General features: G+C 68.5%; 21 protein-coding genes and 1 riboswitch. Of the genes, 15 read left to right on the forward strand and 6 right to left on the reverse strand.

Features of this window, described 5'->3' with window-relative positions; all coding sequences use genetic code 11:
* Nucleotides 1-13 precede the first annotated feature (13 nt).
* Genes cobT through QW887_RS17550 form a run of 3 tightly spaced genes read left to right on the forward strand, consistent with a single transcriptional unit; the run spans nt 14 to nt 2,378 of the window.
* On the forward strand, nt 14-1,069 hold the full coding sequence (gene cobT, locus QW887_RS17540; protein ID WP_316188181.1) for a nicotinate-nucleotide--dimethylbenzimidazole phosphoribosyltransferase: 1,056 nt from the start codon (nt 14-16) through the stop codon (nt 1,067-1,069).
* Nucleotides 1,069-1,662 (forward strand): histidine phosphatase family protein, encoded by a 594-nt coding sequence (locus QW887_RS17545; protein ID WP_315718425.1) that lies wholly within the window; start codon nt 1,069-1,071, stop codon nt 1,660-1,662. Before cobT ends, QW887_RS17545 begins: the two co-directional genes overlap by 1 nt.
* Nucleotides 1,659-2,378 (forward strand): adenosylcobinamide-GDP ribazoletransferase, encoded by a 720-nt coding sequence (locus QW887_RS17550; protein ID WP_315718426.1) that lies wholly within the window; start codon nt 1,659-1,661, stop codon nt 2,376-2,378. The genes QW887_RS17545 and QW887_RS17550 overlap by 4 nt, the downstream gene beginning before the upstream one ends.
* On the opposite strand, the gene cobD is transcribed toward QW887_RS17550, so the two are convergent.
* The gene (cobD, locus tag QW887_RS17555) at nt 2,375-3,406 is read right to left on the reverse strand and encodes a threonine-phosphate decarboxylase CobD (RefSeq protein WP_315718427.1); all 1,032 of its coding nucleotides are present in this window, start codon (nt 3,404-3,406) and stop codon (nt 2,375-2,377) included. The genes QW887_RS17550 and cobD overlap by 4 nt on opposite strands.
* A 37-nt stretch (nt 3,407-3,443) precedes the next feature.
* Between cobD and cbiB the strand changes: the two genes are divergently transcribed.
* Nucleotides 3,444-4,415 (forward strand): adenosylcobinamide-phosphate synthase CbiB, encoded by a 972-nt coding sequence (gene cbiB / locus QW887_RS17560; protein ID WP_315718428.1) that lies wholly within the window; start codon nt 3,444-3,446, stop codon nt 4,413-4,415.
* Here cbiB and QW887_RS17565 read toward each other — a convergent pair.
* Genes QW887_RS17565 through cobU form a run of 3 tightly spaced genes read right to left on the reverse strand, consistent with a single transcriptional unit; the run spans nt 4,402 to nt 7,061 of the window.
* Nucleotides 4,402-5,895: a cobyric acid synthase gene (locus QW887_RS17565; RefSeq protein ID WP_315718429.1), complete on the reverse strand. Its 1,494-nt coding sequence runs from the start codon at nt 5,893-5,895 to the stop codon at nt 4,402-4,404. The two genes, cbiB and QW887_RS17565, sit on opposite strands and share 14 nt — an antisense overlap.
* Nucleotides 5,896-5,899: 4 nt before the next feature.
* A complete protein-coding gene (gene cobO, locus QW887_RS17570; RefSeq protein WP_316194751.1) occupies nt 5,900-6,508 on the reverse strand; it encodes a cob(I)yrinic acid a,c-diamide adenosyltransferase in 609 nt (202 codons plus the stop codon).
* Between the two features lie 16 nt (nt 6,509-6,524).
* Complete coding sequence (gene cobU / locus QW887_RS17575; protein WP_315718431.1) at nt 6,525-7,061, reverse strand: bifunctional adenosylcobinamide kinase/adenosylcobinamide-phosphate guanylyltransferase; 537 nt, start codon at nt 7,059-7,061, stop codon at nt 6,525-6,527.
* A 34-nt stretch (nt 7,062-7,095) separates the two neighbouring features.
* A riboswitch (cobalamin riboswitch) is annotated at nt 7,096-7,289 on the forward strand.
* Nucleotides 7,290-7,407: 118 nt separating this feature from the next.
* Here cobU and QW887_RS17580 point away from each other — a divergent pair.
* Genes QW887_RS17580 through cobJ form a run of 8 tightly spaced genes read left to right on the forward strand, consistent with a single transcriptional unit; the run spans nt 7,408 to nt 16,341 of the window.
* Nucleotides 7,408-8,040: a HupE/UreJ family protein gene (locus QW887_RS17580; RefSeq protein ID WP_315828430.1), complete on the forward strand. Its 633-nt coding sequence runs from the start codon at nt 7,408-7,410 to the stop codon at nt 8,038-8,040.
* A 3-nt stretch (nt 8,041-8,043) separates the two neighbouring features.
* Nucleotides 8,044-8,439 carry a DUF1636 domain-containing protein gene (locus QW887_RS17585; RefSeq protein ID WP_315718433.1) on the forward strand — a complete coding sequence of 132 codons (396 nt, stop codon included), beginning with the start codon at nt 8,044-8,046 and terminating at the stop codon, nt 8,437-8,439.
* Between the two features lie 20 nt (nt 8,440-8,459).
* Complete coding sequence (cobW, locus tag QW887_RS17590) at nt 8,460-9,497, forward strand: cobalamin biosynthesis protein CobW (protein ID WP_315718434.1); 1,038 nt, start codon at nt 8,460-8,462, stop codon at nt 9,495-9,497.
* 9 nt (nt 9,498-9,506) lie between these two features.
* The gene (gene cobN, locus QW887_RS17595; RefSeq protein ID WP_316192278.1) at nt 9,507-12,926 is read left to right on the forward strand and encodes a cobaltochelatase subunit CobN; all 3,420 of its coding nucleotides are present in this window, start codon (nt 9,507-9,509) and stop codon (nt 12,924-12,926) included.
* Nucleotides 12,923-14,197 (forward strand): precorrin-3B synthase, encoded by a 1,275-nt coding sequence (gene cobG, locus QW887_RS17600; RefSeq protein ID WP_316194752.1) that lies wholly within the window; start codon nt 12,923-12,925, stop codon nt 14,195-14,197. The genes cobN and cobG overlap by 4 nt, the downstream gene beginning before the upstream one ends.
* Nucleotides 14,190-14,822 (forward strand): precorrin-8X methylmutase, encoded by a 633-nt coding sequence (locus QW887_RS17605; RefSeq protein WP_315718437.1) that lies wholly within the window; start codon nt 14,190-14,192, stop codon nt 14,820-14,822. The genes cobG and QW887_RS17605 overlap by 8 nt, the downstream gene beginning before the upstream one ends.
* Nucleotides 14,819-15,577, forward strand: coding sequence for a precorrin-2 C(20)-methyltransferase (locus QW887_RS17610; protein ID WP_315718438.1), 759 nt, complete (start codon nt 14,819-14,821; stop codon nt 15,575-15,577). Before QW887_RS17605 ends, QW887_RS17610 begins: the two co-directional genes overlap by 4 nt.
* The gene (cobJ, locus tag QW887_RS17615; protein ID WP_315718439.1) at nt 15,574-16,341 is read left to right on the forward strand and encodes a precorrin-3B C(17)-methyltransferase; all 768 of its coding nucleotides are present in this window, start codon (nt 15,574-15,576) and stop codon (nt 16,339-16,341) included. Before QW887_RS17610 ends, cobJ begins: the two co-directional genes overlap by 4 nt.
* On the opposite strand, the gene QW887_RS17620 is transcribed toward cobJ, so the two are convergent.
* On the reverse strand, nt 16,305-17,078 hold the full coding sequence (locus tag QW887_RS17620; protein ID WP_315718440.1) for a cobalt-precorrin-6A reductase: 774 nt from the start codon (nt 17,076-17,078) through the stop codon (nt 16,305-16,307). The genes cobJ and QW887_RS17620 overlap by 37 nt on opposite strands.
* A 14-nt stretch (nt 17,079-17,092) precedes the next feature.
* On the opposite strand from QW887_RS17620, the gene cbiE reads away from it, so the two are divergent.
* The 3 genes from cbiE to cobM are packed head-to-tail and all read left to right on the forward strand — an operon-like array spanning nt 17,093 to nt 19,487.
* Nucleotides 17,093-18,328 (forward strand): precorrin-6y C5,15-methyltransferase (decarboxylating) subunit CbiE, encoded by a 1,236-nt coding sequence (gene cbiE / locus QW887_RS17625; RefSeq protein ID WP_315718441.1) that lies wholly within the window; start codon nt 17,093-17,095, stop codon nt 18,326-18,328.
* On the forward strand, nt 18,325-18,729 hold the full coding sequence (locus QW887_RS17630; protein ID WP_315718442.1) for a cobalamin biosynthesis protein: 405 nt from the start codon (nt 18,325-18,327) through the stop codon (nt 18,727-18,729). The genes cbiE and QW887_RS17630 overlap by 4 nt, the downstream gene beginning before the upstream one ends.
* A complete protein-coding gene (gene cobM / locus QW887_RS17635) occupies nt 18,726-19,487 on the forward strand; it encodes a precorrin-4 C(11)-methyltransferase (protein ID WP_315718443.1) in 762 nt (253 codons plus the stop codon). Before QW887_RS17630 ends, cobM begins: the two co-directional genes overlap by 4 nt.
* Here the strand turns inward: cobM and QW887_RS17640 are convergent.
* The gene (locus QW887_RS17640; protein WP_315718444.1) at nt 19,457-20,587 is read right to left on the reverse strand and encodes a cobalt-precorrin-5B (C(1))-methyltransferase; all 1,131 of its coding nucleotides are present in this window, start codon (nt 20,585-20,587) and stop codon (nt 19,457-19,459) included. The genes cobM and QW887_RS17640 overlap by 31 nt on opposite strands.
* Nucleotides 20,588-20,612 lie beyond the last annotated feature (25 nt).

Raw genomic sequence — 20,612 nt, forward strand, 5'->3', positions numbered from 1 at the left:
GAAAGGATCCGTGGTGCTTCCCGAATGGATCAGCCTTGATTGTGTGGCCCCGTCCGAGCTCCATCGGCAGGCGGCGCTGGAACGCCAGGCCCAGTTGACCAAGCCGATTGGTGCCCTTGGGCGATTGGAGCAGGTGGCGGTCGAGCTGGCGGCGCTGCAGGCGTTGGAGCGGCCGGGGGCCGATCGGGTCCCGGTGGTGCTGTTCGCGGGGGATCATGGCATCGCGGCGCGGGGCGTGTCGGCGTATCCGCCGGAAGTGACGGTGCAGATGCTGCACAACTTCGCGGCCGGTGGCGCAGCGATCTCGGTGCTGGTGCGCAGCCTGGGCTGTCCGCTCGAGGTGGTCGATGTCGGTACGCTGGCGGATGAGCCGGTGCCCGGTGTCGTCGTCGACAAGCCGCGGCGCGGCACGCGCGACTTCAGCACCGGGGCGGCGCTGACGCCGGAGGAGGTTGCGTTCGCGGCCGACGCCGGACGGCGCGCGGTGGCGCGGCAGGCCGATCACGCGCCGCAGCTCGTGATCTTCGGCGAGATGGGGATCGGCAACACGACGTCGGCGGCAGCGATCGCCGCTGCGCTGCTGTCATGCGCGCCCGCGGACATCGTCGGCAGCGGCACCGGGCTCGACGCCGACGGACGGGCGAGGAAGGCTGCGGTGATTGCCGATGCGTTGGGGCGACACGGGCTCACGGCGGGAGCGGCCGTCGCGGACGTCCTGGCTGCCGTCGGCGGCTTCGAGATCATTGCGATGGCCGGCGCGATCGTCGCCGCCGCGCAGCGGCGCTGGCCGGTGCTGGTCGACGGCTTCATCGTCTCGGTCGCGGCGCTGGTCGCCGTCCGCCTCAATCCCTCCTGCCGTCCGTGGCTGCTGTTCTCGCATCGCTCGGCCGAGCGCGGCCACGCCATCGTGCTCGATGCGCTCGGTGCCCGTCCGCTGATCGACCTCGATCTGCGGCTTGGCGAGGCCTCGGGCGCCGCCACTGCGCTGCCGATCATCCGGCTCGCCTGCGCACTCCACAACGGCATGGCGACGTTCGCCGAGGCCGCCGTATCGGGTCGCGAAGCCTGATGCGGATCGATCTGCTGCGGCACGGGACGACAGGACGGGACGGCCATCTCGACGGCCGTACCGACCCGCCGCTCAGCGAGCCCGGCTGGGATCAATTCCGGCGGCAGACGCGGAGCCGGATCTGGCACAGCGTCGTCAGCTCGCCGTTGGCGCGCGCACGTGCGGCCGCGGAGGATTATGCCCGGCTGACCGGCTGCGCGCTGGACATCGACGCGGATTGGAGCGAGCTCGATTTCGGCCTCTGGGACGGGCGGACGCATCGCGACATCGCCGCGGAGCCCGGAGGCGAAGCCTTGCTCGACACCTTCCATGCCGATGCTGAGGTCCGGGCGCCGGGCGGTGAGAGCTGGTCCGATTTGCAGGCGCGAGTGGCGCGCGCAACACATCGTATCCTTGCCCGGCCCGAGCCTGCGCCGGTTCTGGTGGTTGCGCATGGCGGCGCCATGCGCGCAGCGCTCTCGCATCTGCTCGGCTGGCCGCTGCGCCAGCTGTGGAGCCTGCGCATCCGGCCCGGCACGCGGATCACGCTCGAAGCCGGGCTGGGCGGTGATGGTGTATCTTGGGGCGAAATCGTCGAGATCATCCAGCCATGAGTCTGCGTGAATTCTGGATCGCATTGCAGTTCCTGACACGGCTGCCGACACCGCGGGTCGCTGAGTCGCGACCGGACGATCTTGCACGGGCGTCGGTCTGGTTTCCGGCAGCCGGACTGGTGATTGGCGCCTGTCTGGCGCTGGTCGGCCGCCTTTTTCATGATGCCGATCCCTGGATCGTCGCGCTGACCGTGCTGGTCGCCTGGATCGGGATCACCGGCGCGCTGCATCTCGATGGGCTCGGCGACGTCGCCGACGCGTTCGGCGCCTCGCATGGCAAGCCGGAACGCTTCATCGCCGTGCTGGGCGATCCCCATGCCGGCAGCTTTGCCGTCGTCGCGATCAGCTTGCAGATCGCCGCCAAGCTGGTGCTGATCGCCGAGCTGGCGACGGGCCCGACGGCCTGGGCGCTGGTGCTGATCCCGGCCTGGGCACGCTGGGGGACTTTGATCTGCAATAAGACCCTGCTGTCGTTGAAGCCAGGGCTGGGGGCGAGCATCTCGAACAGCGTCGGCTGGAACGTCATCGTCGCCTGGGGCGGCGCGCTCGCGATCGGCGCGCTGGCCGGTGCGGTGCCGACGCTGATCGCGATCGCTCTGGTTCCGGGAATCGCGCTCTATTGGCAATGGCGGCTCGGCGGCATCACCGGCGATTGCCATGGCGCCAGCATCGAGGTCACGGAAACGCTGCTGCTTGCCGCCTGCGTTCTCGGCTAGGACGCGCTGCCGAGCGCCTGCGCTAGCCGCTGCCAGCCTGTCTCATGGCCCGGCAGGCCGAAGCGCAGCCAGCTTGTTTGAGCCGGAAAACGCCGGACATGGATGCCATGGCGGGCGAGCCGGTCGGCAATGTCAGGCGCGCTCGGCGATGTGATCAGTCTGAACAGCGGCGTGCCGCCGAGGACCGCGCAGCCGGCCATGCTCAGAAGATCGTCAATGCGCGAACAATCCTTCGCGAGACGGGCGCGTGTCTGGTGCAACCAGTTTTCATCCGCCAACGCCGTCGTTCCGATCGCGAGCGCCGGTCCGGACACGGCCCAAGGCCCGAGCGCATCACGGAGTTGCCGTACAATGTCGACGGAGCCGATCGCGAAACCGAGGCGGACGCCGGCAAGGCCGTAAACCTTGCCGAACGAGCGCAGCACGATCGTCGCCGGCGGCAAGTCGGCTGCCAGGCTGGCATCGGCGGGATAAAGATCGATGAATGCTTCGTCGACGATCAGCAGACCATCGCGCCGGCGCAGCCCCGCTGCGATGCTGACCAGTGCGTCGCGCGGCAGCAGGCGGCCGGTCGGATTGTTGGGATTCACGACCACGGCGACATCGGCGCCAGCGAGCGCATCGAGATCATCGACCAGACTGACGCGATGACCGCAACGGCGCCAGCACAGCGCATGCTCCTCATAGGTCGGCGCGAGCACGGCGACGGTCGCGGGTGGGCGCAGTCTGGGCAGGATCTGCAAGAGCGCCTGCGTGCCGGGCGCGGCAACGATCATGTCGGGCTCTGCCACGCCATGGCGAGCCGCGGCCGCTGCGCGTAAAGCGTCATTCTCGTATTTGCCAGGCAGACGCGCCCAGCTCTCAGCCGGGATCGCCGGCACGGGATAGGGGATCGGGTTGATTCCGGTCGACAGATCGATCCACGGCGCTGGCGCATCCGGATAGCGACGGCTGATCGCAGCGAGATCGCCGCCGTGAAGGATCGCTTCCGGCTCGTCCGCGCGCATGCTAGTCGCTCTGTCGTCCATCTCTTTCCTTTACATGTCTTTCCTTCAGCGGAGATCGATGTTCGTCTCTCTCGCGCTCACGGCGCTCCTCGTCGAGGCGGCGGTCGGTTATCCCCAGGTCCTGGTGCAGCGGATCGGTCATCCCGTGATGTGGGTGGGCGCGCTGATAGCATGGGGGGACCGCCGCTGGAACAGGGCAGCAGACGGCTTTGCCGCACGACGCGCGCGCGGCATTGCGCTCGTGTGCCTGCTCGTCGCGGGGATGATGGCCACCGGTCTCGCCGCAACATGGGTCATGCAGGCGCTCGTCGGCGAACCGGTCGCAACCATCATCCTTGGTGTGGCGGCAAGCAGCCTGCTGGCCCAGCGCAGTCTCGACACGCATGTCGCCGCGGTTGCAGAGGGACTGGGGCAGGAGGGGCTCGAGGGCGGCCGCAGAGCCGTCTCGATGATCGTCGGCCGCGATCCCGATCGGCTGGATGAAGCCGGCGTTGCGCGGGCCGCGGTCGAGAGCCTGGCAGAAAACTTCTCCGATGGCGTCGTCGCGCCCGTGTTCTGGCTCGTCGTCGGCGGGCTGCCGGGCATCCTGATCTACAAGGCTCTCAACACCGCCGACAGCATGATCGGTCATCTCTCGGACCGTCACCGCGCGTTCGGCTGGGCGGCGGCGCGGCTCGACGATCTCGTCAACCTGCCGGCCTCGCGCCTGTCCGCGCTGTGGATCGCAGCCGCCGCGGCCTGCATCCCGAGCGCCTCGGCTTCGGCCGCGGTGCGAGCCGTTGCACGCGATGCGTCGAAGCACCGTTCGCCCAACGCCGGCTGGCCCGAAGCGGCGATGGCCGGTGCGCTCGGACTGCGCTTGGCGGGGCCGCGCGTCTATCACGGTCATCTCGTCACCGATGCCTGGATGGGCGACGGGCGCGCCGATCTCGACGCGTCCGACATCCGGCAGGCCTTGCGGCTGTATCGGCTGGCCTGTCTGGTTCAGGCCCTGGTCGTCGCAGGACTCGTCCTGGTCAGGATCCTGTAGCCGCCACGGGCGGCGCGGGCTTGCTCGCCAATGCCAGGATACGGTCAACGTCGACGTAGCGCTCGAGATGCGCCGCGAGTGCATCCAACGTCGTGTCCACATCGATCTCATAGGAGAGGCCGCTGGTCGTCGCGCCGAGGCCGCGCAGCCAATGGCTGCGCAGGCCGTCGTCGGCGAACAGGCCATGCACGTAGCAGCCGGCTACCAGGCCATCAGGCGCGATGGCGCCATCGCGCCGGCCATCGGAGAAGGTCAGGAAGGGGCGCTGTGTCGCCCGTCCCTCCGTGCGGCCGATGTGCATCTCGTAGCCGCGGAACGAGAGCTTATCGTGCGTCAGCGTGCCCTGGACCTCGCGTAACGCCTTGTCATCGGTCAGGGTCGTTTCGACGTCGAGCAGGCCAAGTCCCGCGACGGAACCAGCTGCACCCTCGTGCCCATCGGGATCGCTGATCACGCGCCCCAGCATCTGATAGCCGCCGCAGATGCCGAGCACGCGACCGCCGCGGCGAAGATGCGCGATAAGATCGATGTCCCAGCCGGCGCCACGCAGGGCGGCGAGATCGGCGATCGTCGCCTTCGAGCCCGGCAGGATCACCATCGATGCGTCGCCGGGGATCGGCGTGCCTGGCCGCAAGAACTGCAGATCGATTCCATCTTCCAGCCGCAACGGATCGAACTCGTCGAAATTGGAAATGCGCGGGTAGGCGAGGATGACGACCTTCGGCCGTTGTCCTCCCGATGATCCGCGTTCAGCCAGGCCAAGCGCGTCCTCCGCTGGCAGGCGGCGCGCATCCGAAAAATGCGGAATGAGCCCGAGCGATGTCCACCCCGTCCGCTGCGCGATCTCGTTCATGCCCGACGCAAACAAGGCGGGGTCGCCGCGAAACTTGTTGACGAGGAAACCTGCCACGCGCGCGGCATCGTCGGGCGCGATCACCGTCTTGGTGCCGACCAGGCTCGCAATCACGCCGCCTCGATCGATGTCGCCGATCAGCACCACCGGAATCTGCGTCGCCTGCGCGAAACCCATGTTGGCGATGTCGCCGCCGCGCAGGTTGATCTCGGAGGCGGAGCCTGCGCCTTCGACCAGCAAGATGTCGGCATCCGCCGCGAGTTGATGGAAGCTGTCGAGCACGGCCGCCATCAGTTGCGGCTTCATCGCCTGATAGGCGGACGCCTTGGCGGTGCCGATGACGCGGCCCTGCACCACGACCTGCGACCCGATCTCGCTTTGTGGCTTCAGCAGCACCGGGTTCATGTGCACCGTCATCGGCCGCCGCGCCGCGCGCGCCTGCAGCGCCTGGGCACGGCCGATCTCGCCGCCATCAGCGGTGACGGCGGCGTTGTTCGACATGTTCTGCGGCTTGAACGGCGCCACCTTGAGGCCGCGCAATGTCAGCGCGCGCGCGAGCCCCGCGACGATCAGCGATTTGCCGACGTCGGAGCCGGTGCCCTGGAACATGATGGCCCGCGCGCTCATGAGCTCAGTACTCGATGCCTTCCTGCGCCCTCACGCCGGCCGCGAAATGATGCTTCACGAGGTTCATCTCGGTGACGAGATCGGCGGCCTCGATCAGCTCCGGCTTGGCGTTGCGCCCGGTGACGACGACGTGCAGATCGGGACGGCGCCCTGCGAGCGTGGCGACGACGTCTGCGATATCAAGGTGATCGTAGCGCAGCGCGATGTTGAGCTCATCGAGGACGAGCAGCCGGATCGACGGATCCGCCATCAGCTCCTTAGCCTTCGCCCAGGCGCGCTCGGCCGCGGCGACGTCGCGCGCACGATCCTGCGTCTCCCACGTAAAGCCTTCCCCGAGCGTGTGCCACGACACCTGATCGCCGAACTTCTCGATCGCCTTGCGCTCGCCGGTTTCCCACGCGCCTTTGCCGAACTGCACGACGCCGATGCGAAAGCTGCGGCCGAGTGCGCGCAGCATCAGGCCCCACGCCGCCGTCGATTTTCCCTTGCCCTTGCCGGTGTGAACGATCAGCAGGCCCTTCTCCACGGTTTTGGAGGCGACCTCGGCATCCTGCACCGCCTTGCGGTTCTCCATCTTCGCCTTGTGGCGTGAATCGTCGGCGCTTCCGGTCATCGGCATTGTCTCCTCGTCACTTCAACGTCAGCGGCAGTCCCGCCGCCATCAGGATCACGCGATCCGCTAAGGCCGCGATGTCCTGGTTCAGTCGCCCCTGGGCGTCGCGAAAGGCGCGCGCGAGCGCGTTGTCCGGCACGATGCCCAGTCCGACTTCGTTGGACACCGCCACGATCGGGCCATGCGCGTTCCTGAGCGCGTCGATCAGCTCGGCTGATCTTGCCGCCACGTTCATGTCGGCGAGCATCACGTTGCTGAGCCAGAGCGTCAGGCAATCGATCAGCATCGGTACGCCCGATTCTCCACTTGACCGGACGAGGCCCGCGAGATCATGCGCCGTCTCCAGCGTCTGCCATCCCTCGGCGCGGCGCGCCTTGTGCTGGGCGATCCGGTCGGTCATTTCGGCGTCGAAGGCCTGCGCGGTCGCAACATAGGTCCAAGGCGGCGGAAGGGCGGTGACGAGGGCCTCGGCATGGCGGCTCTTGCCCGAGCGCGCACCGCCGAGCACCAGCGTCAGGCGCGGCAGGGCGGGATGCGGCGGGGCGGGGACCATGGGGACGATTCCGATTGACGGGCTTTGGTGCGACCCGTATCTAACAGATGACGGTTCTCCGAAAGGAGAGATTTAGGGAACACGGTGCGGGTTCTTGACCCAAGGCCGTGGCTGCCCCCGCAACTGTAATCGGCGAGTGTGAGGCCAAGACACCACTGGGAAACCGGGAAGGTGGCTTCGTGCGGTGACCCGAGAGCCAGGAGACCTGCCGTCGACATTGCTGTTGGCCGACCCGTCGCGCGGGGAGTCGCGATGCTGGTTCTGATCCCGCCGGGATGGGCGGGGTGCCGTCGGATGCAGCGCATCGTCCGGTCCTCTGGGGAGCCGGCAAGCGACGGAGACGGCCATGAAGTTGACCCGTACCACGACCTTTGCAGCCGCGAGCCTGGTGCTGCTCGCCACCGATCCCGCCTTCGCGCATCACATGATGGGGGGCAAGCTGCCGCAGACGTTTGCGCAGGGGATGCTGTCCGGCCTCGGCCATCCTGTCATCGGAATCGACCATCTGGCGGCGATCGTGGGCGCGGGCATCGTTGCAGCGCTTCTGGGCCGCGGCTTCGCGCCGGTGCTCGCCTTCACCACCGCGATGATCGCGGGCGTCGGCCTTCATGTGGCCAAGGCCAACATCCCGGCTGCCGAGCTGCTGGTCGGCCTGACCACCGTCGTGGTTGGGCTGGTGGTGGTGATGCGTGGCCGTTTCGGTGTGCTGCCCGTCGCCGGCCTGTTCGCCGTGACCGGTCTCGTCCATGGATATGCGCTGGGCGAATCGATCGTCGGGGCCGAGAATACCCCGCTCGGGGCCTATCTCGTCGGTCTGCTCGTGATCCAGACCATCATCGCCGCCGGCGCGTTCCTCGGCACCAGGCTGCTGTCGGCGAAGGCCAAGACGGCTGCGCCGCTGGCGCTGCGGCTCGCGGGCGCTGCCATCGTGCTGGTGGGTGGGGTCGCCGCGGCGACGGCGGCCGGCGTGATCGGCTGATTGATGACCGCATCCGAGACTGGTGAGACGACGCTGTTCGTCTGCGTCACTTGCCGTTCGCAGGGGACGGAACCTACGCCGCCTGATCAGCCGCGGGCCGGAGCCCGTTTGCTCGCCGCGATCGAGACGTTGCCGACCGCGCAGCGCGCCGGTGTCACCGTTGTCGGTGTCGAGTGTCTGTCGAACTGCAATCGTGCGTGCACGGTTGCGGTGACGGCGCCGGGCAAATGGACCTATGTGCTCGGCGCGCTCGATCCGGATCTGCATGCGCGGGATGTGCTGACATTTGCGCAACTGCATCAGCGCCATGACGCCGGCCTGCCGGCCTGGCGCGAGCGTCCCGAATACATTCGCAAGAACACCGTCGCGCGCGTGCCTGCGCTGTCAGCGCCACGCTGAAAACGAGAGATCGTATCGCCATGACGAAGTCGTTCGCCAAGACGCCTTGCACCATCGTCACCGGTTTCCTCGGCGCCGGCAAGACCACGCTGGTGCGCAACCTGATCGAGACCGCGAACGGTCGCCGGCTCGCCATCATCGTCAACGAGTTCGGCGATGTCGGCATCGACGGCGACATCCTGAAGGGGTGCGGCGTGCCGGATTGTCCGGAGGATCGCATCGTCGAGCTGTCGAACGGCTGCCTGTGCTGCACCGTTGCCGATGATTTCGTCCCCGCGCTCAGGAGCCTGCTGGATCAGAAGGAGCCGCCTGAGCATATCGTGATCGAGACCTCGGGGCTGGCGCTGCCGAAGCCGCTGGTGCAGGCCTTCAACTGGCCCGAGATCGCGACGCGCGTCACCGTCGACGGCGTCGTTGCGGTCGTCGATGGTCCGGCGGTGGTCGCGGGACGCTTCGCCGATGATCCCGAAGCGCTCGCCGCGCAGCGCGCCACCGATGCGTCGCTCGATCACGACAATCCGCTGGAGGAGGTCTACGAGGACCAGCTGTTGTGCGCCGATCTCGTCGTGATGAACAAGAGCGACCTGATGAGCGAGGAGCAGCGCAAGGATGTCGCCGCCGAGATCGCGGCGAAGGTGCAGCGTGCCGTCAAGGTGATCGCGACGGAGCACGGCAGGCTGTCGGCTTCGGTGCTGCTCGGACTCGGTGCCGCCGCGGAGGACGATCTCGCGGCCCGGCCGTCGCATCACGACAACGAGGCCGAGCACGATCACGACGATTTCGAGAGTTTCGTGCTCGACGTTCCGGCGCAGGCTTCGCCCGATGCGCTCGTCGACCGCATCGCGGCCGCCGTCGACGCACATGATGTGTTGCGGGTGAAAGGGTTCGTGGAAGTCGCCGGCAAGCCGCTGCGCCTCCTGGTGCAGGCCGTCGGCAGCCGCATCCAGCATCAGTTCGAGCGCCCGTGGCGCTCGGGCGAATCGCGGCAGGGGCGGCTGGTGATCATCGGCGAGCGCGGCCTCGATGCCGCCGCCATCCAGAGCCTGATCACAGGATAGGCGTCACCGATGCACCTGCTGGCGACAACGGGCGCGGATCTCGACGACCTCGAACAGGCCGTGGATCTTGCACAGTCGCCGGCCGAGATCGTCGTGCTGTCGTTCTCGGACACCGACCTGTCGGCGCTGGCCGAAGCCTGGACCGTGTCGTCGGATGACCTGCCGAGCCTGCGCCTCGCCAGCTTGAAACGGCTGAAGCATCCGATGTCGGTCGATCTCTATGTCGACCGCGTCGTGCTGGGCGCGCGCGCCGTCGTCGTGCGCTGTCTCGGCGGGCTCGACTATTGGCGCTACGGGCTGGAGCGCATCGCATCGGTCTGCCGCAGCCGCCACATCCTGTTCGCGGCACTGCCGGGTGACGATCGCGCCGACGACAGGCTTGCTGAGCTCTCGACCTTGCCGCAGGACGCGACCTCGCGTCTCTACGGTTATCTGCACGAGGGCGGGGTCGGCAATGCGCGCGAGGCCCTGCGCTATCTCGCGACGCTGCTCGGGCGCGACGCGCAGTTTGCCGAACCGATCGCGATCGGTTCGATCGTCGGCTTCATGCCCGATCGCGGAGCCGTCGGCATCGATGATCTCTGCAGCCATGATGATGCGCGGCCGAGCGCGCTGATCGTGTTCTACCGTGCGAGCCTGCTCGCTGCCGATACGGCCGGGATTGCTGAGCTGATGCGGGCGATCGAAGCCAAAGGGCTGGCGGCAGTCGCGGTCGCGGTGACCAGCCTGAAGGATCCCAATATTGGGGATGCACTGGCGCGACTCGTCCAGCGCCGGCGTCCTGCGATCATTTTGAACGCCACCGCGTTCTCGGCGCTGCGCGACGACGGCACCACGGTGCTCGACGTGGCCGATGCACCAGTTCTGCAAATCATCCAGGCGCAGAGCACGGAAGAGGCCTGGGCCTCGTCGGTGCGCGGACTGTCGCCGACGGACCTTGCGATGAATGTCGTGCTACCGGAGCTCGACGGCCGGCTGTTGGCGCGCCCGATTGCGTTCAAGGGCGAGGCGCCGGCGGATGAGCGTCTGCAGTTCAGCGCGATGCGCTATGTGCCTCAACAGGACCGCATTGCTTACGTCGCGCAACTGGCGGCGCGATGGGCGCAATTGCGGGGGCTGCCGGCCAGCGAGCGGCGCGTGGCGCTGGTACTCTCCGATTATCCGTCGCGCGGCGGGCGTTGCGGCTACGCCGTCGGTCTCGACACCAGCGCAAGCGCAGCCGCCATTGCGCGGTTGTTGGCGGAGGCGGGGTACGATATCGGCCGTGTAGCGCCGACTGCGGACGATATCGAAACGCTGCTGCGGGACGAGGCAGATCAGCTCGTGGTGCCGCTCGCGGCCTATCGGTGTGCTCTGGCGCCGTTGCCGGACGATCTGCAGCGTGCGCTACATGACATCTGGGGAGAGGCGGAAGCGGACCCGGCGTTCCGGGATGGCGCCTTCCATTTTCCGGTGCTGCGTGCGGGAAAACTCCTGATCTTGTTGCAACCGGATCGTGGCAGTCGCGCCGATCGCAAGTCCGGTTATCACGACACCAGCGTGCCGCCGCGGCACGCCTATGTCGCGCTCTATGCATATCTGCGAGAGGCCGAGCGGATCGATGCGCTGATCCATCTTGGTGCGCATGGCACGCTGGAATGGCTGCCGGGCAAGGCGCTGGCGCTGTCAAATGCGTGCTGGCCCGAGGCCGTACTGGGCCCGCTGCCGGTGATCTACCCCTTCATCGTCAACAATCCCGGCGAAGCGATGCAGGCCAAGCGGCGGTTGTCGGCACTGACGCTCGGGCATCTGACGCCGCCGCTGTCGCAGGCCGGTCTGCACGGATCCCTGCTGGAGCTGGAGGGGCTGGTCGAGGAATATGCCGAGGCGGATGGCCTCGACAAACGCCGCCTGAAACTGCTCGAGGAGGAGATCGTCGCGCGGGCCTGGCAGGGCGGCCTGGCCGCCGATTGCGGGCTCGACCGTGCCATGACCGGACGCGAGGCGATCGCGCAGCTCGACGCGCAGCTCTGCGACATCAAGGAGCTCGCGGTGCGCGACCGCCTGCACGTGTTTGGGGAGGCGCCCGACACGGCGGCGACCGCCCTGCTGGCCGATGCGATCACGGCGGCGATGGGGCAGGCGGTGACGGTCGATCGCGCCGACATCGCCGCACGGATCGCCGCGAGCGCTGCGGCCGAGCGCAGCGCGTTGCTCGCCGCGCTCGATGGCCGGCGCGTTGCTGCCGGTCCCGCCGGAGCGCCGAGCCGCGGCCGTCTCGACGTGCTGCCCACGGGCCGCAATCTGACCGCGATCGATCCGCGCGCGATCCCGACCCGGACCGCGGCCCTGGTCGGCGTACGCGCGGCTGATGAGGTGATCCGGCGCTATTTGCAGGATCATGGCGACTACCCGCGCGCGCTCATGCTCGATCTCTGGGCGTCCGCATCGCTGCGCACGGGCGGCGACGATCTGGCCCAGGCCTTGGCTTATCTCGGCGCGCGGCCGCGCTGGGACCTCAACTCCAATCGGGTCACCGGCGTCGACGTGCTGCCGTTGGCGATGCTCGACCGCCCGCGCATCGATGCGACGCTGCGGATCTCGGGGCTGTTCCGCGACCTGTTCGAAGCGCAGATCGCGCTGTTTGATCTCGCCGTGCAGAAGGTGGCGTCACTCGACGAGGACGATGCCGACAATCCGCTGGCCGCGGCACGGCGGCGCGGCGAGAGCCTGGCGCGCGTGTTCGGCGGCGCACCCGGCAGCTACGGCGCCGTTGCCGCCGACCTCGCGCTCGGGATGGACTGGACGAGCCGGTCGCAGCTCGGCGAAGCGTATCTTGAGAGCACCGCTTACAGTTTCGGCGGAGCGCATGACGGCGTGTCGGCCTCCGACACGTTCCGCGCCCGCGTCCGTAGCGCCGATGCCCTCGTGCATCCGCAGGACGATCGTGAGCGCGACCTCCTCGATGGCGAGGAGGTGGCCGATTTCGCCGGAGGCTTCGCAGCCGCTGCAGCGTCGCTCGGCGCGTCGCCCGTACTGCTGCATCTCGACACCAGCCGTCCGGAGGCGCCCGCGGCGCGGAGCTTCAGCGAGGAGATTGCCCGCGTGGTGCGCGGCCGTCTCACCAATCCGCGCTGGATCTCGGGAATGCTCGCGCATGGCTATCGCGGCGTCGCCGAGATCGCGCAGGGCGTCGACGCGCTCTACGCCTTTGCGGCTACCTCCGACACCGTTGCCGAGCACCTGTTCGATCTGGCGCATGGCGCGCTGCTGCGTGACGAGGCCGTGCTGGACGGCATGACCGCACGCAATCCCGCGGCCGTCGCCGCGATCGTGGCGCGATTCGAAGACGCGCTGCGTCGGCAGCTGTGGGTGCCACGCCGAAATGCCGTCGCCGATGAGCTTGCGCATGCCCGCACGCGCCTGACGCAAGCGGAGAGCGCGTCATGACCGCCTCGGTCGAGATCAAGGGCTGGTGCCCGGGCGCGCGGCGGCCGATGCCGAGCGGCGACGGCCTCATCGTTCGTGTCCGGCCGCATGGCGGCGCGTTGCCGGTGTCGGCGCTGCGTGAGCTTGCCGAGGCCGCTCGGCGCTACGGCAACGGCCAGATCGACCTCACGCGCCGCGCCAATCTGCAAATACGCGGCGTATCGTCCGAGACGCTCGCGCCGCTGTGGGAGCTGATGGCATCGCTCGGCCTGCTCGATGACAGCGCCGAGCTCGAGGCCATCCGCAACATCGTCGTCAACCCGCTGGCGGGACTCGACCCGGCCGAATGGGTCGACATGCGCCCCGTCGCCGCCGAGCTGGAGACGCTGCTGGCCTCGGATCAGGCGCTCCATGCGCTGCCGCCCAAGTTCGGCTTTGCGCTGGACGGTGGCGGCAGGCTGCCGCTGACCGGGCTCGCCGCGGACGTTCGTCTCGTCGCCTGTGGTGGTACTGAGGCGAGGCGGATCGCCGTCGGCATTGCCGGTTCAAACGACTATGTGTGGCTGGGAACGGCAGCCGTGACCGACCCGGCGTCGACGGCCGTTCACCTCGCGCGGCTGGTGCTGCAACACAGCCCGACGCGACGTTCCGCGACGTTGCCGCCGCAAGCGAGCGCTGCCATCCGCGCCGAACTGGGCCTCGATGTTTCAAACGCCGTCGCGACGGCGTCGGCAACCATTTCGCAGCGACGTTGCGGCGTCATCGCTCTGACGGATCAAACCTGCGCCGTCGGTCTCGGCGTGCCGTTCGGCCGCATTGATAGCGGCACGCTGGCGCGGCTTGCGGCCATGCTTGCGGCACACGATGTCGCCGAGGTCCGCTTGTCACCATGGCGCGCGCTGTATGTCGCCGCGGGTGCCGTGATCGCGGAGCAACTGGCGGCGGATGCCGCCCGGCTCGGTCTGGTCGTCGACGATGCCGATCCACTGATGCGCATCGACGCCTGCTCGGGCGTCGGCTGCTGTCCATCGACCGGACTGGCGACGCGACAGCATGCCGGCCTGCTCGCGGATGCGATGGCTCGGACCGGATTCAACGGCACGCTGCACGTCTCCGGCTGCGCCAAGGGCTGCGCACGCTCGGCAGCCGCGGACGTCGTGCTGGTCGGCGAGGGCGAAGGTTATCACGTCGTCCGCAACGGCACGGTGAAGAGCGAGCCCTGCGGCATGCTCGATCCCACCGAGATCGACGTCGACGGACTGTTCGAAACGAAAGAAAAGGCCGATGTCTGAGCTGCGCGACTACATCAAGGACGGCGCGGAGATCTATCGCCGCTCGTTCGCGACCATCCGCGCCGAGGCCGATCTGTCGCGCTTCCGCGGACTGGAAGAGAAGATCGCCGTGCGTATCATCCATGCCTGCGGCATGGTCGAGATCACCTCCGACATCGCGATGTCCGAACACTTCGCCGCCGCGGCGCGGGAGGCGCTCGATCGTGGCGCGCCGATCCTGTGCGATGCCAAGATGGTGGCGCAGGGGATCACGCGGGCGCGGTTGCCGGCGAGGAACGAGATCATCTGCACGCTCGATGCGCACGAGGTGCCGGCGCTCGCCGCGCAGCTCGGCACGACCCGATCCGCAGCAGCGCTGGAGCTGTGGCGGCCGCACCTCGGCGGCGCCCTGGTGGCGATCGGCAATGCGCCGACGTCATTGTTTCATCTGCTCGACATGCTCGATCAGGGCGCGCCGCGACCGGCGGCGGTGATCGGAACGGCTGTGGGGTTCGTGGGAGCCCGCGAGTCCAAGGAGGCGCTCGCGGCCGATGGTCGGGTACCGTATCTGATCGTCAAGGGCCGCAAGGGCGGCAGCGCCATGGCGGTTGCGGCGGTGAATGCGATCGCGAGCGACGTCGAATGAGCCTGCTCGACACCATCGCGGGCTCGGCCGATCCGGGTACGCTGTACGGCATCGGCGTCGGTCCGGGCGACGTTCGCTATCTGACCTTGCGCGCCGCTGGTCTGGTTCGGTCCGTCGATGTGGTGGCGTTCTTTGCCAAGCGCGGCATGGAAGGCAACGCGCGACGGATCGTGGCGCCGTTGATGGAATCCGGCCGCCACGAGCTGCGGCTCGAATATCCGGTCACGGAGGAATTGCCCGTCGCCGACTTGTCCTATCAGTCCCAGATCGCCGATTTCTACCGGCGCGCGTCGGAGAGCATCACCGCGCATCTGGCGGCGGGGCGATCGGTCGGTCTGCTGTCCGAAGGCGACCCGTTCTTCTACGGCTCGTTCATGCATATGTGGCGGCGGCTCGAGCGCGATCATCCGGTCGAGGTCGTCCCGGGCGTCACCGGCATGTCCGGCTGCTGGACCAAGGCCAATGTTCCCATCACCTGGGGCGACGATGTCCTGTCCGTGCTGCCGGGCACGCTGGGCGAGGACGTCCTGCATGACCGGCTGACGCGTTGCGAGGCCGCCGTCATCATGAAGGTCGGGCGCAACCTTGCTAAAGTGAAGCGCGCGATCATCAGCGCCGGATTGCTCGATCGCGCGCTCTATGTCGAGCGCGGTACGATGGAAGCGCAGCGTGTCGCGCCGCTGGCCGAGGTGGAACTGGACCGCGGCCCCTATTTCTCGATGATCCTGATCCCCGGACAAGGGCGTCGGCTATGACGGGTACGCTGACGATCGTGGGCGTCGGCCCGGGGCGGGCCGAACTGATCACGCCGGCCGCCGCGGCCGCCATCGCAGGCGCGACCGATCTGATCGGCTATGGACCGTATCTCGACAGGGTGACGACGACGAGTCCGGGTCAAATCCGGCACGCCAGTGACAATCGCGTCGAGCTCGACCGCGCCCGCCACGCACTCGGGCTCGCAAGCGACGGCAAGCAGGTCGCGGTGGTGTCGGGCGGTGATCCCGGCGTGTTCGCGATGGCCGCGGCGGTGTTCGAAGCGGTCGAGGCGGGACCGGCGGCGTGGCGTGACCTCGACATCCGCGTCGAGCCTGGTGTCACCGCGATGCTGGCGGCGGCGGCCGAGGTCGGGGCGCCGCTCGGTGGCGACTTCTGCGCGATCTCGCTGTCCGACAATCTCAAGAGCTGGACGACCATCCGCCGCCGCCTCGAGGCGGCTGCCGCCGCCGACTTCGTCATCGCGCTGTATAATCCGCTGTCCAAGGCGCGACCTCATCAGCTGGGCGAGGCGTTCGCGCTGTTGCGGCGGATCAAGCCGGAGTCGACCGTCGTCGTCATGGTGCGGGCCGCCGGCAGTGGTGATGTCCGACGGATCATCACCACCTTGGGTGAGGTCGATCCCGGCAAGGCGGACATGCGAACGCTCGTGCTGATCGGATCGACCGCCACGCGCCTGATCGCGCGCGAGGGAAAGGCGCCCTACGTCTATACGCTGCGCCGCGAGGTCGAGGGCGGCGCATGAGCCAGTCGTGCCTCCAGCCATTGCAACGCGGCTCGCGCGCCGCCCAGCGCGACGCCCTGCGGCTTGTCGGGTCGGGCGATCATCACCACGGGAATCGCGAGCCGCCGCGCGGCTGCGATCTTCGGATAGGTCGCGGCGCCTCCGGAGTTCTTCGACACCACGAAGGCGATGCGCTCCTGGGTCAGAAAGGCTCCCTCTGTCGCCTCGTCGAACGGCCCGCGATCGTGGACGAAGCGAATGTCGGGCGGCAACGCGACGTCGCCAGGCGGATCGATGGTTCGCGCGACGTAGTGATGCTGAGGGGCTGCTGCGAAGGCTGCGAGCTCCAGGCGACCAAGGCTGAGGAACACACGCGCCGTATCTGCTCCGAGCGCGGAAGCCGCGTCGTCGGCACTGCTGACCTCGATCCAGCGGTCGCCGTCCTGACGTTGCCATGCCGCGCGCCGGATCGACGCCAGCGGCACCGACAGCGCATGGCAGGCTGCAACCGCATGTCGCGAGATCTGGTCGGCGTAGGGATGCGTGGCATCGACGACGGCGTCAATTGCATGATCGCGCAGCCAGGCTTCCAGTCCGGCGATGCCGCCGAAGCCGCCGATGCGCGTCGGCAGCGGCTGCGGTCTGGGCGAAGCGGTGCGGCCGGCGAGCGAGAGCGTCGCAGCGAACCGGTCGTCGCCGGCGAGCAGCTTCGCCAGCTCCGAAGCCTCGGTCGTCCCGCCGAGAATGAGGATGCGCATGCGGGGCAGGGTCCATGGTGAACTCGGCCGCAACTTGCAACGCGCAGCGCTGGCTGTCCATCGTCGGGATTGGCGAGGATGGTGTTGACGGTCTCTCAACGTCTGCACGACGTCTCATCGCGCAGGCGGCGCTCGTGGTCGGCGGCGCGCGCCATCTCGAGCTTGCGGCGCCGTTGATTGCGGGGGAACGGCTGGCCTGGCCCAGCCCGCTGAAGCTCGCGTTCGACCAGATCGCGGCGCGACGGGGAGAGCCCGTCGTCGTTCTCGCAAGCGGCGATCCTTTCAACTACGGCGTCGGCAAGCAGCTGATGCAGCGTTTCGCGTCCGCCGAGATGCTTTGCGTCCCGCAGCCCTCGGCCTTCAGCCTCGCAGCGGCACGGCTCGGCTGGCCGCTGCAGGATGTGACGCAGGTGACGCTGCACGGCCGCCCGCTCGAAGGGATCATCCGCCATCTCGCGCCGGCGGCGCGCATTCTGGCCCTGGCCTGGGACGGTTCCACTGCCGCACGGCTCGCCGCGCTGCTGACCTCACGCCGCATGGGACGCTCGCGCCTGACGGTGCTGGAAGCGATCGGCGGCGCGCACGAACGGGTGCGCAGCGCGTCGGCCGACGCGTTCGATCTCTCTGATATTCATCCGCTGACGACGATCGCGATCGATGTCGAAGCGGAGGTTGATGCGCCCGTGATCCCGCTGACCGCCGGTCTTGCCGATGACCTGTTCGAGCATGACGGCCAGTTGACCAAGCGCGAGCTCCGCGCCGTGACGTTGTCGGCCCTGGCGCCGCGTCCGGGCGAGCTGTTGTGGGACGTCGGGCTGGGCTCGGGTTCGGTGGCAATCGAGTGGCTGCTGCGTCATGGCTCGTTGCGCGCAATCGGCATCGAGGCGCGCCAGGACCGGGCCGACCGGGCGATGCGCAACGCGCTGGCGCTCGGCACTCCCGAGCTGACACTGGTGACGGGGCGCGCGCCAGCGGTGCTGGCGGATCTCGAAACGCCGGATGCGGTCTTCATCGGCGGCGGCATTTCGGAAGCGGGGGTGTTCGAAGCCGTCTGGTCGCGGCTGAAACCCGGCGGCCGCCTCGTCGCCAACGTGGTGTCGCTCGAAGGCGAGACGCGGCTGAGCGCGTTGTTCGGCCAGCATGGCGGTGAACTGATCCGCATCGCCGTTTCGCGCATCGAGCCGGTTGGCCGCATGCATGGCTGGCGGCAGGCCATGCCGATCACGCAGTGGCGGGTGACGAAGCCATGATCGCGCTCGGGATTGGTTGCCGGCGTGCCGCCGACGTCGCAGATATCGAGGCGGTCATCGCGCATGCGCTCTCGCTTGTGCGCCTCGCGCCCGCAGACGTGGCGGTGCTCGCCACTGCGGCTGACAAGGCCAGTGAGCCTGGCGTGATCTGCGCCGCGCAACGGCTTGGCCGTCCGCTCGTCGCCATCGCCTCTGCTGACATGGCGGCTGTTGCCGATCGCGCGATCACGCGGAGCGATCGCGTCAGGTGCTTGAAGGGTGTACCTTCGGTTGCCGAGACGGCGGCGCTCGCTGCCGCCGGCGTGAATGCCCGACTGATCCTCGTGCGCGTCGCAAACGCCGTAGCGACCTGCGCGGTGGCGGAGGGCGACGGCGCCATTGTTGCGGAGCCTGCCTCATGACGGTGCATTTCGTTGGCGCGGGTCCAGGCGCGCCGGACCTGATCACCTTGCGCGGCCGCGACCTGATCGCGCGCTGCCCGGTGTGTCTCTATGCGGGCTCGCTGGTCCCTCGGGCGCTGCTCGATCATTGTCCACCCGGCGCGCGTATCGTCGACACGGCACCGATGTCGCTCGACGAGATCGTCGCCGAAATCGAGCGCGCCACGCTCGCGGGCGAAGATGTGGCGCGACTGCATTCCGGCGATCTCTCGATCTGGAGCGCGCTCGGCGAGCAATTGCGGCGCCTCGATGCGTTGCGGATCCCGTACACGATCACACCGGGCGTGCCGTCGTTCGCGGCGGCTGCCGCCGCGCTTGGCCGCGAACTGACCTTGCCGGGCCTCGCCCAATCGGTGGTGCTCACGCGGACGTCCGGCCGCGCGTCGGCCATGCCGGAGACGGAGCAGCTCTCGCTGTTCGCGCAGTCGCGCGCCACGCTCGCCATCCATCTCTCGATCCACGTTCTCGATAGAGTCGTTGACGAGCTGCGGCCGCATTACGGCGACGACTGCCCGGTGGCGATCGTCTATCGCGCGAGCTGGCCGGATCAGTTGGTCCTGACCGGCACGCTGGCGACGATCGTCGGACAAGCCGCGGCTTCCGCCGTGGAGCGGACCGCGCTGATCCTCGTGGGCCGCGCGCTCGCAGCCGAGGATTTTCGCGACAGCGCGCTGTACGATACCGGCTATCAGCGGCGCTTCCGGGGGAGGGGCGAATGAGCCGGTCCCTGACTTTGTCCCACCAGCCGGCCGTCACGGTCGAACACGGCGACGTCGAGGACCATGTCGTTGTCGCCCAGCGCACGCCGCGCCGTCTTCCAGGCGGCGAGCGCGACGGCCTCGCCGGCGGGAAATCCGACCCGCTCGGCCTCCTGCAGCACCTGCAGCGCGGTGTTGGCCGTGCGTGCGCTCGTGACCAGCGTGGCCGGCGCCCCCGCGTCATGCAGCGTGTTCGCGAGCCAGCCGAGATCGACCTCGCCGGCGCGCGAATGCAGGTCGAGCAGGCCCTGGCCGAGCTTGGTCATCTTGGCGAAGCCGCCGGCCACGGTGACGCGGGCGACCGGATGCCGGCGCAGATATTTCAACATGCCGCCGGCGAAATCGCCCATGTCGATCAGCGCCGTCTCCGGCAGGCCATGGAGCTGCTGCACGGCCTTCTCGGACGTGCTTCCCGTCGCGCCGGCGATGTGCGGCAGGCCAGCCGCGCGCGCGACGTCGATACCGCGATAGATGGAGTGGATCCAGGCAGCACAACTGAACGGCACCACGATTCCCGTGGTGCCGAGGATCGACAGGCCGCCGACAATGCCGAGCCGCGGGTTCAGCGTCTTCCTGGCGAGCTCCTCGCCGCCGGGAATGGAGATCTCGACGGCCACATCGCGCGCCGCGCCGAGCGCTGCAGCGGCCTCATTGATCGCCGCCGCGATCATCTCGCGCGGCACCGGATTGATCGCAGGTTCTCCCGGCGGCAGCGGCAATCCCGGTCGCGTCACTGTGCCGACGCCGGGGCCGGCGCGGAACGTCACGCCGGACTTGTCTGCACCGCGCTGCAGAGTCGCTTTGACCAGCGCACCGTGCGTGACATCGGGATCGTCGCCGGCGTCCTTGACGACGCCCGCGGTTGCCTTGGTGCCGTCGGTCTCATGCATCGCGATCGCAAAGCCGACGCGACGTCCGCCGGGCAAGGCGATCTCGACCATGGCAGGACAGTTGCCCGTGATCAGCAGCTCGTAGGCGGCGCGCGCCGCAGCCGTGGCGCAGCTGCCGGTCGTCCAGCCACGCTTCAGCGGTTGGTTCGGCGGATCCGCAGTTTCCTTCATGTCCGTTCGCATAGCACATTTTGCC

The sequence above is a fragment of the Bradyrhizobium sp. SZCCHNRI3052 genome, assembly GCF_032484895.1.
In the GTDB taxonomy this organism is placed as follows: domain Bacteria; phylum Pseudomonadota; class Alphaproteobacteria; order Rhizobiales; family Xanthobacteraceae; genus Bradyrhizobium.

Coding starts and splice junctions, on each gene's coding strand:
- QW887_RS17545 (WP_315718425.1), top strand. CDS start 1,069: ATGCGGATCGATCTGCTGCGGCACGGGACGACAGGACGGGACGGCCAT.
- QW887_RS17550 (WP_315718426.1), top strand. CDS start 1,659: ATGAGTCTGCGTGAATTCTGGATCGCATTGCAGTTCCTGACACGGCTG.
- cobD (WP_315718427.1), bottom strand. CDS start 3,406: ATGGACGACAGAGCGACTAGCATGCGCGCGGACGAGCCGGAAGCGATC.
- cbiB (WP_315718428.1), top strand. CDS start 3,444: ATGTTCGTCTCTCTCGCGCTCACGGCGCTCCTCGTCGAGGCGGCGGTC.
- QW887_RS17565 (WP_315718429.1), bottom strand. CDS start 5,895: ATGAGCGCGCGGGCCATCATGTTCCAGGGCACCGGCTCCGACGTCGGC.
- cobO (WP_316194751.1), bottom strand. CDS start 6,508: ATGACCGGAAGCGCCGACGATTCACGCCACAAGGCGAAGATGGAGAAC.
- cobU (WP_315718431.1), bottom strand. CDS start 7,061: ATGGTCCCCGCCCCGCCGCATCCCGCCCTGCCGCGCCTGACGCTGGTG.
- QW887_RS17580 (WP_315828430.1), top strand. CDS start 7,408: ATGAAGTTGACCCGTACCACGACCTTTGCAGCCGCGAGCCTGGTGCTG.
- QW887_RS17585 (WP_315718433.1), top strand. CDS start 8,044: ATGACCGCATCCGAGACTGGTGAGACGACGCTGTTCGTCTGCGTCACT.
- cobW (WP_315718434.1), top strand. CDS start 8,460: ATGACGAAGTCGTTCGCCAAGACGCCTTGCACCATCGTCACCGGTTTC.
- cobN (WP_316192278.1), top strand. CDS start 9,507: ATGCACCTGCTGGCGACAACGGGCGCGGATCTCGACGACCTCGAACAG.
- cobG (WP_316194752.1), top strand. CDS start 12,923: ATGACCGCCTCGGTCGAGATCAAGGGCTGGTGCCCGGGCGCGCGGCGG.
- QW887_RS17605 (WP_315718437.1), top strand. CDS start 14,190: ATGTCTGAGCTGCGCGACTACATCAAGGACGGCGCGGAGATCTATCGC.
- QW887_RS17610 (WP_315718438.1), top strand. CDS start 14,819: ATGAGCCTGCTCGACACCATCGCGGGCTCGGCCGATCCGGGTACGCTG.
- cobJ (WP_315718439.1), top strand. CDS start 15,574: ATGACGGGTACGCTGACGATCGTGGGCGTCGGCCCGGGGCGGGCCGAA.
- QW887_RS17620 (WP_315718440.1), bottom strand. CDS start 17,078: ATGCGCATCCTCATTCTCGGCGGGACGACCGAGGCTTCGGAGCTGGCG.
- cbiE (WP_315718441.1), top strand. CDS start 17,093: ATGGTGAACTCGGCCGCAACTTGCAACGCGCAGCGCTGGCTGTCCATC.
- QW887_RS17630 (WP_315718442.1), top strand. CDS start 18,325: ATGATCGCGCTCGGGATTGGTTGCCGGCGTGCCGCCGACGTCGCAGAT.
- cobM (WP_315718443.1), top strand. CDS start 18,726: ATGACGGTGCATTTCGTTGGCGCGGGTCCAGGCGCGCCGGACCTGATC.
- QW887_RS17640 (WP_315718444.1), bottom strand. CDS start 20,587: ATGAAGGAAACTGCGGATCCGCCGAACCAACCGCTGAAGCGTGGCTGG.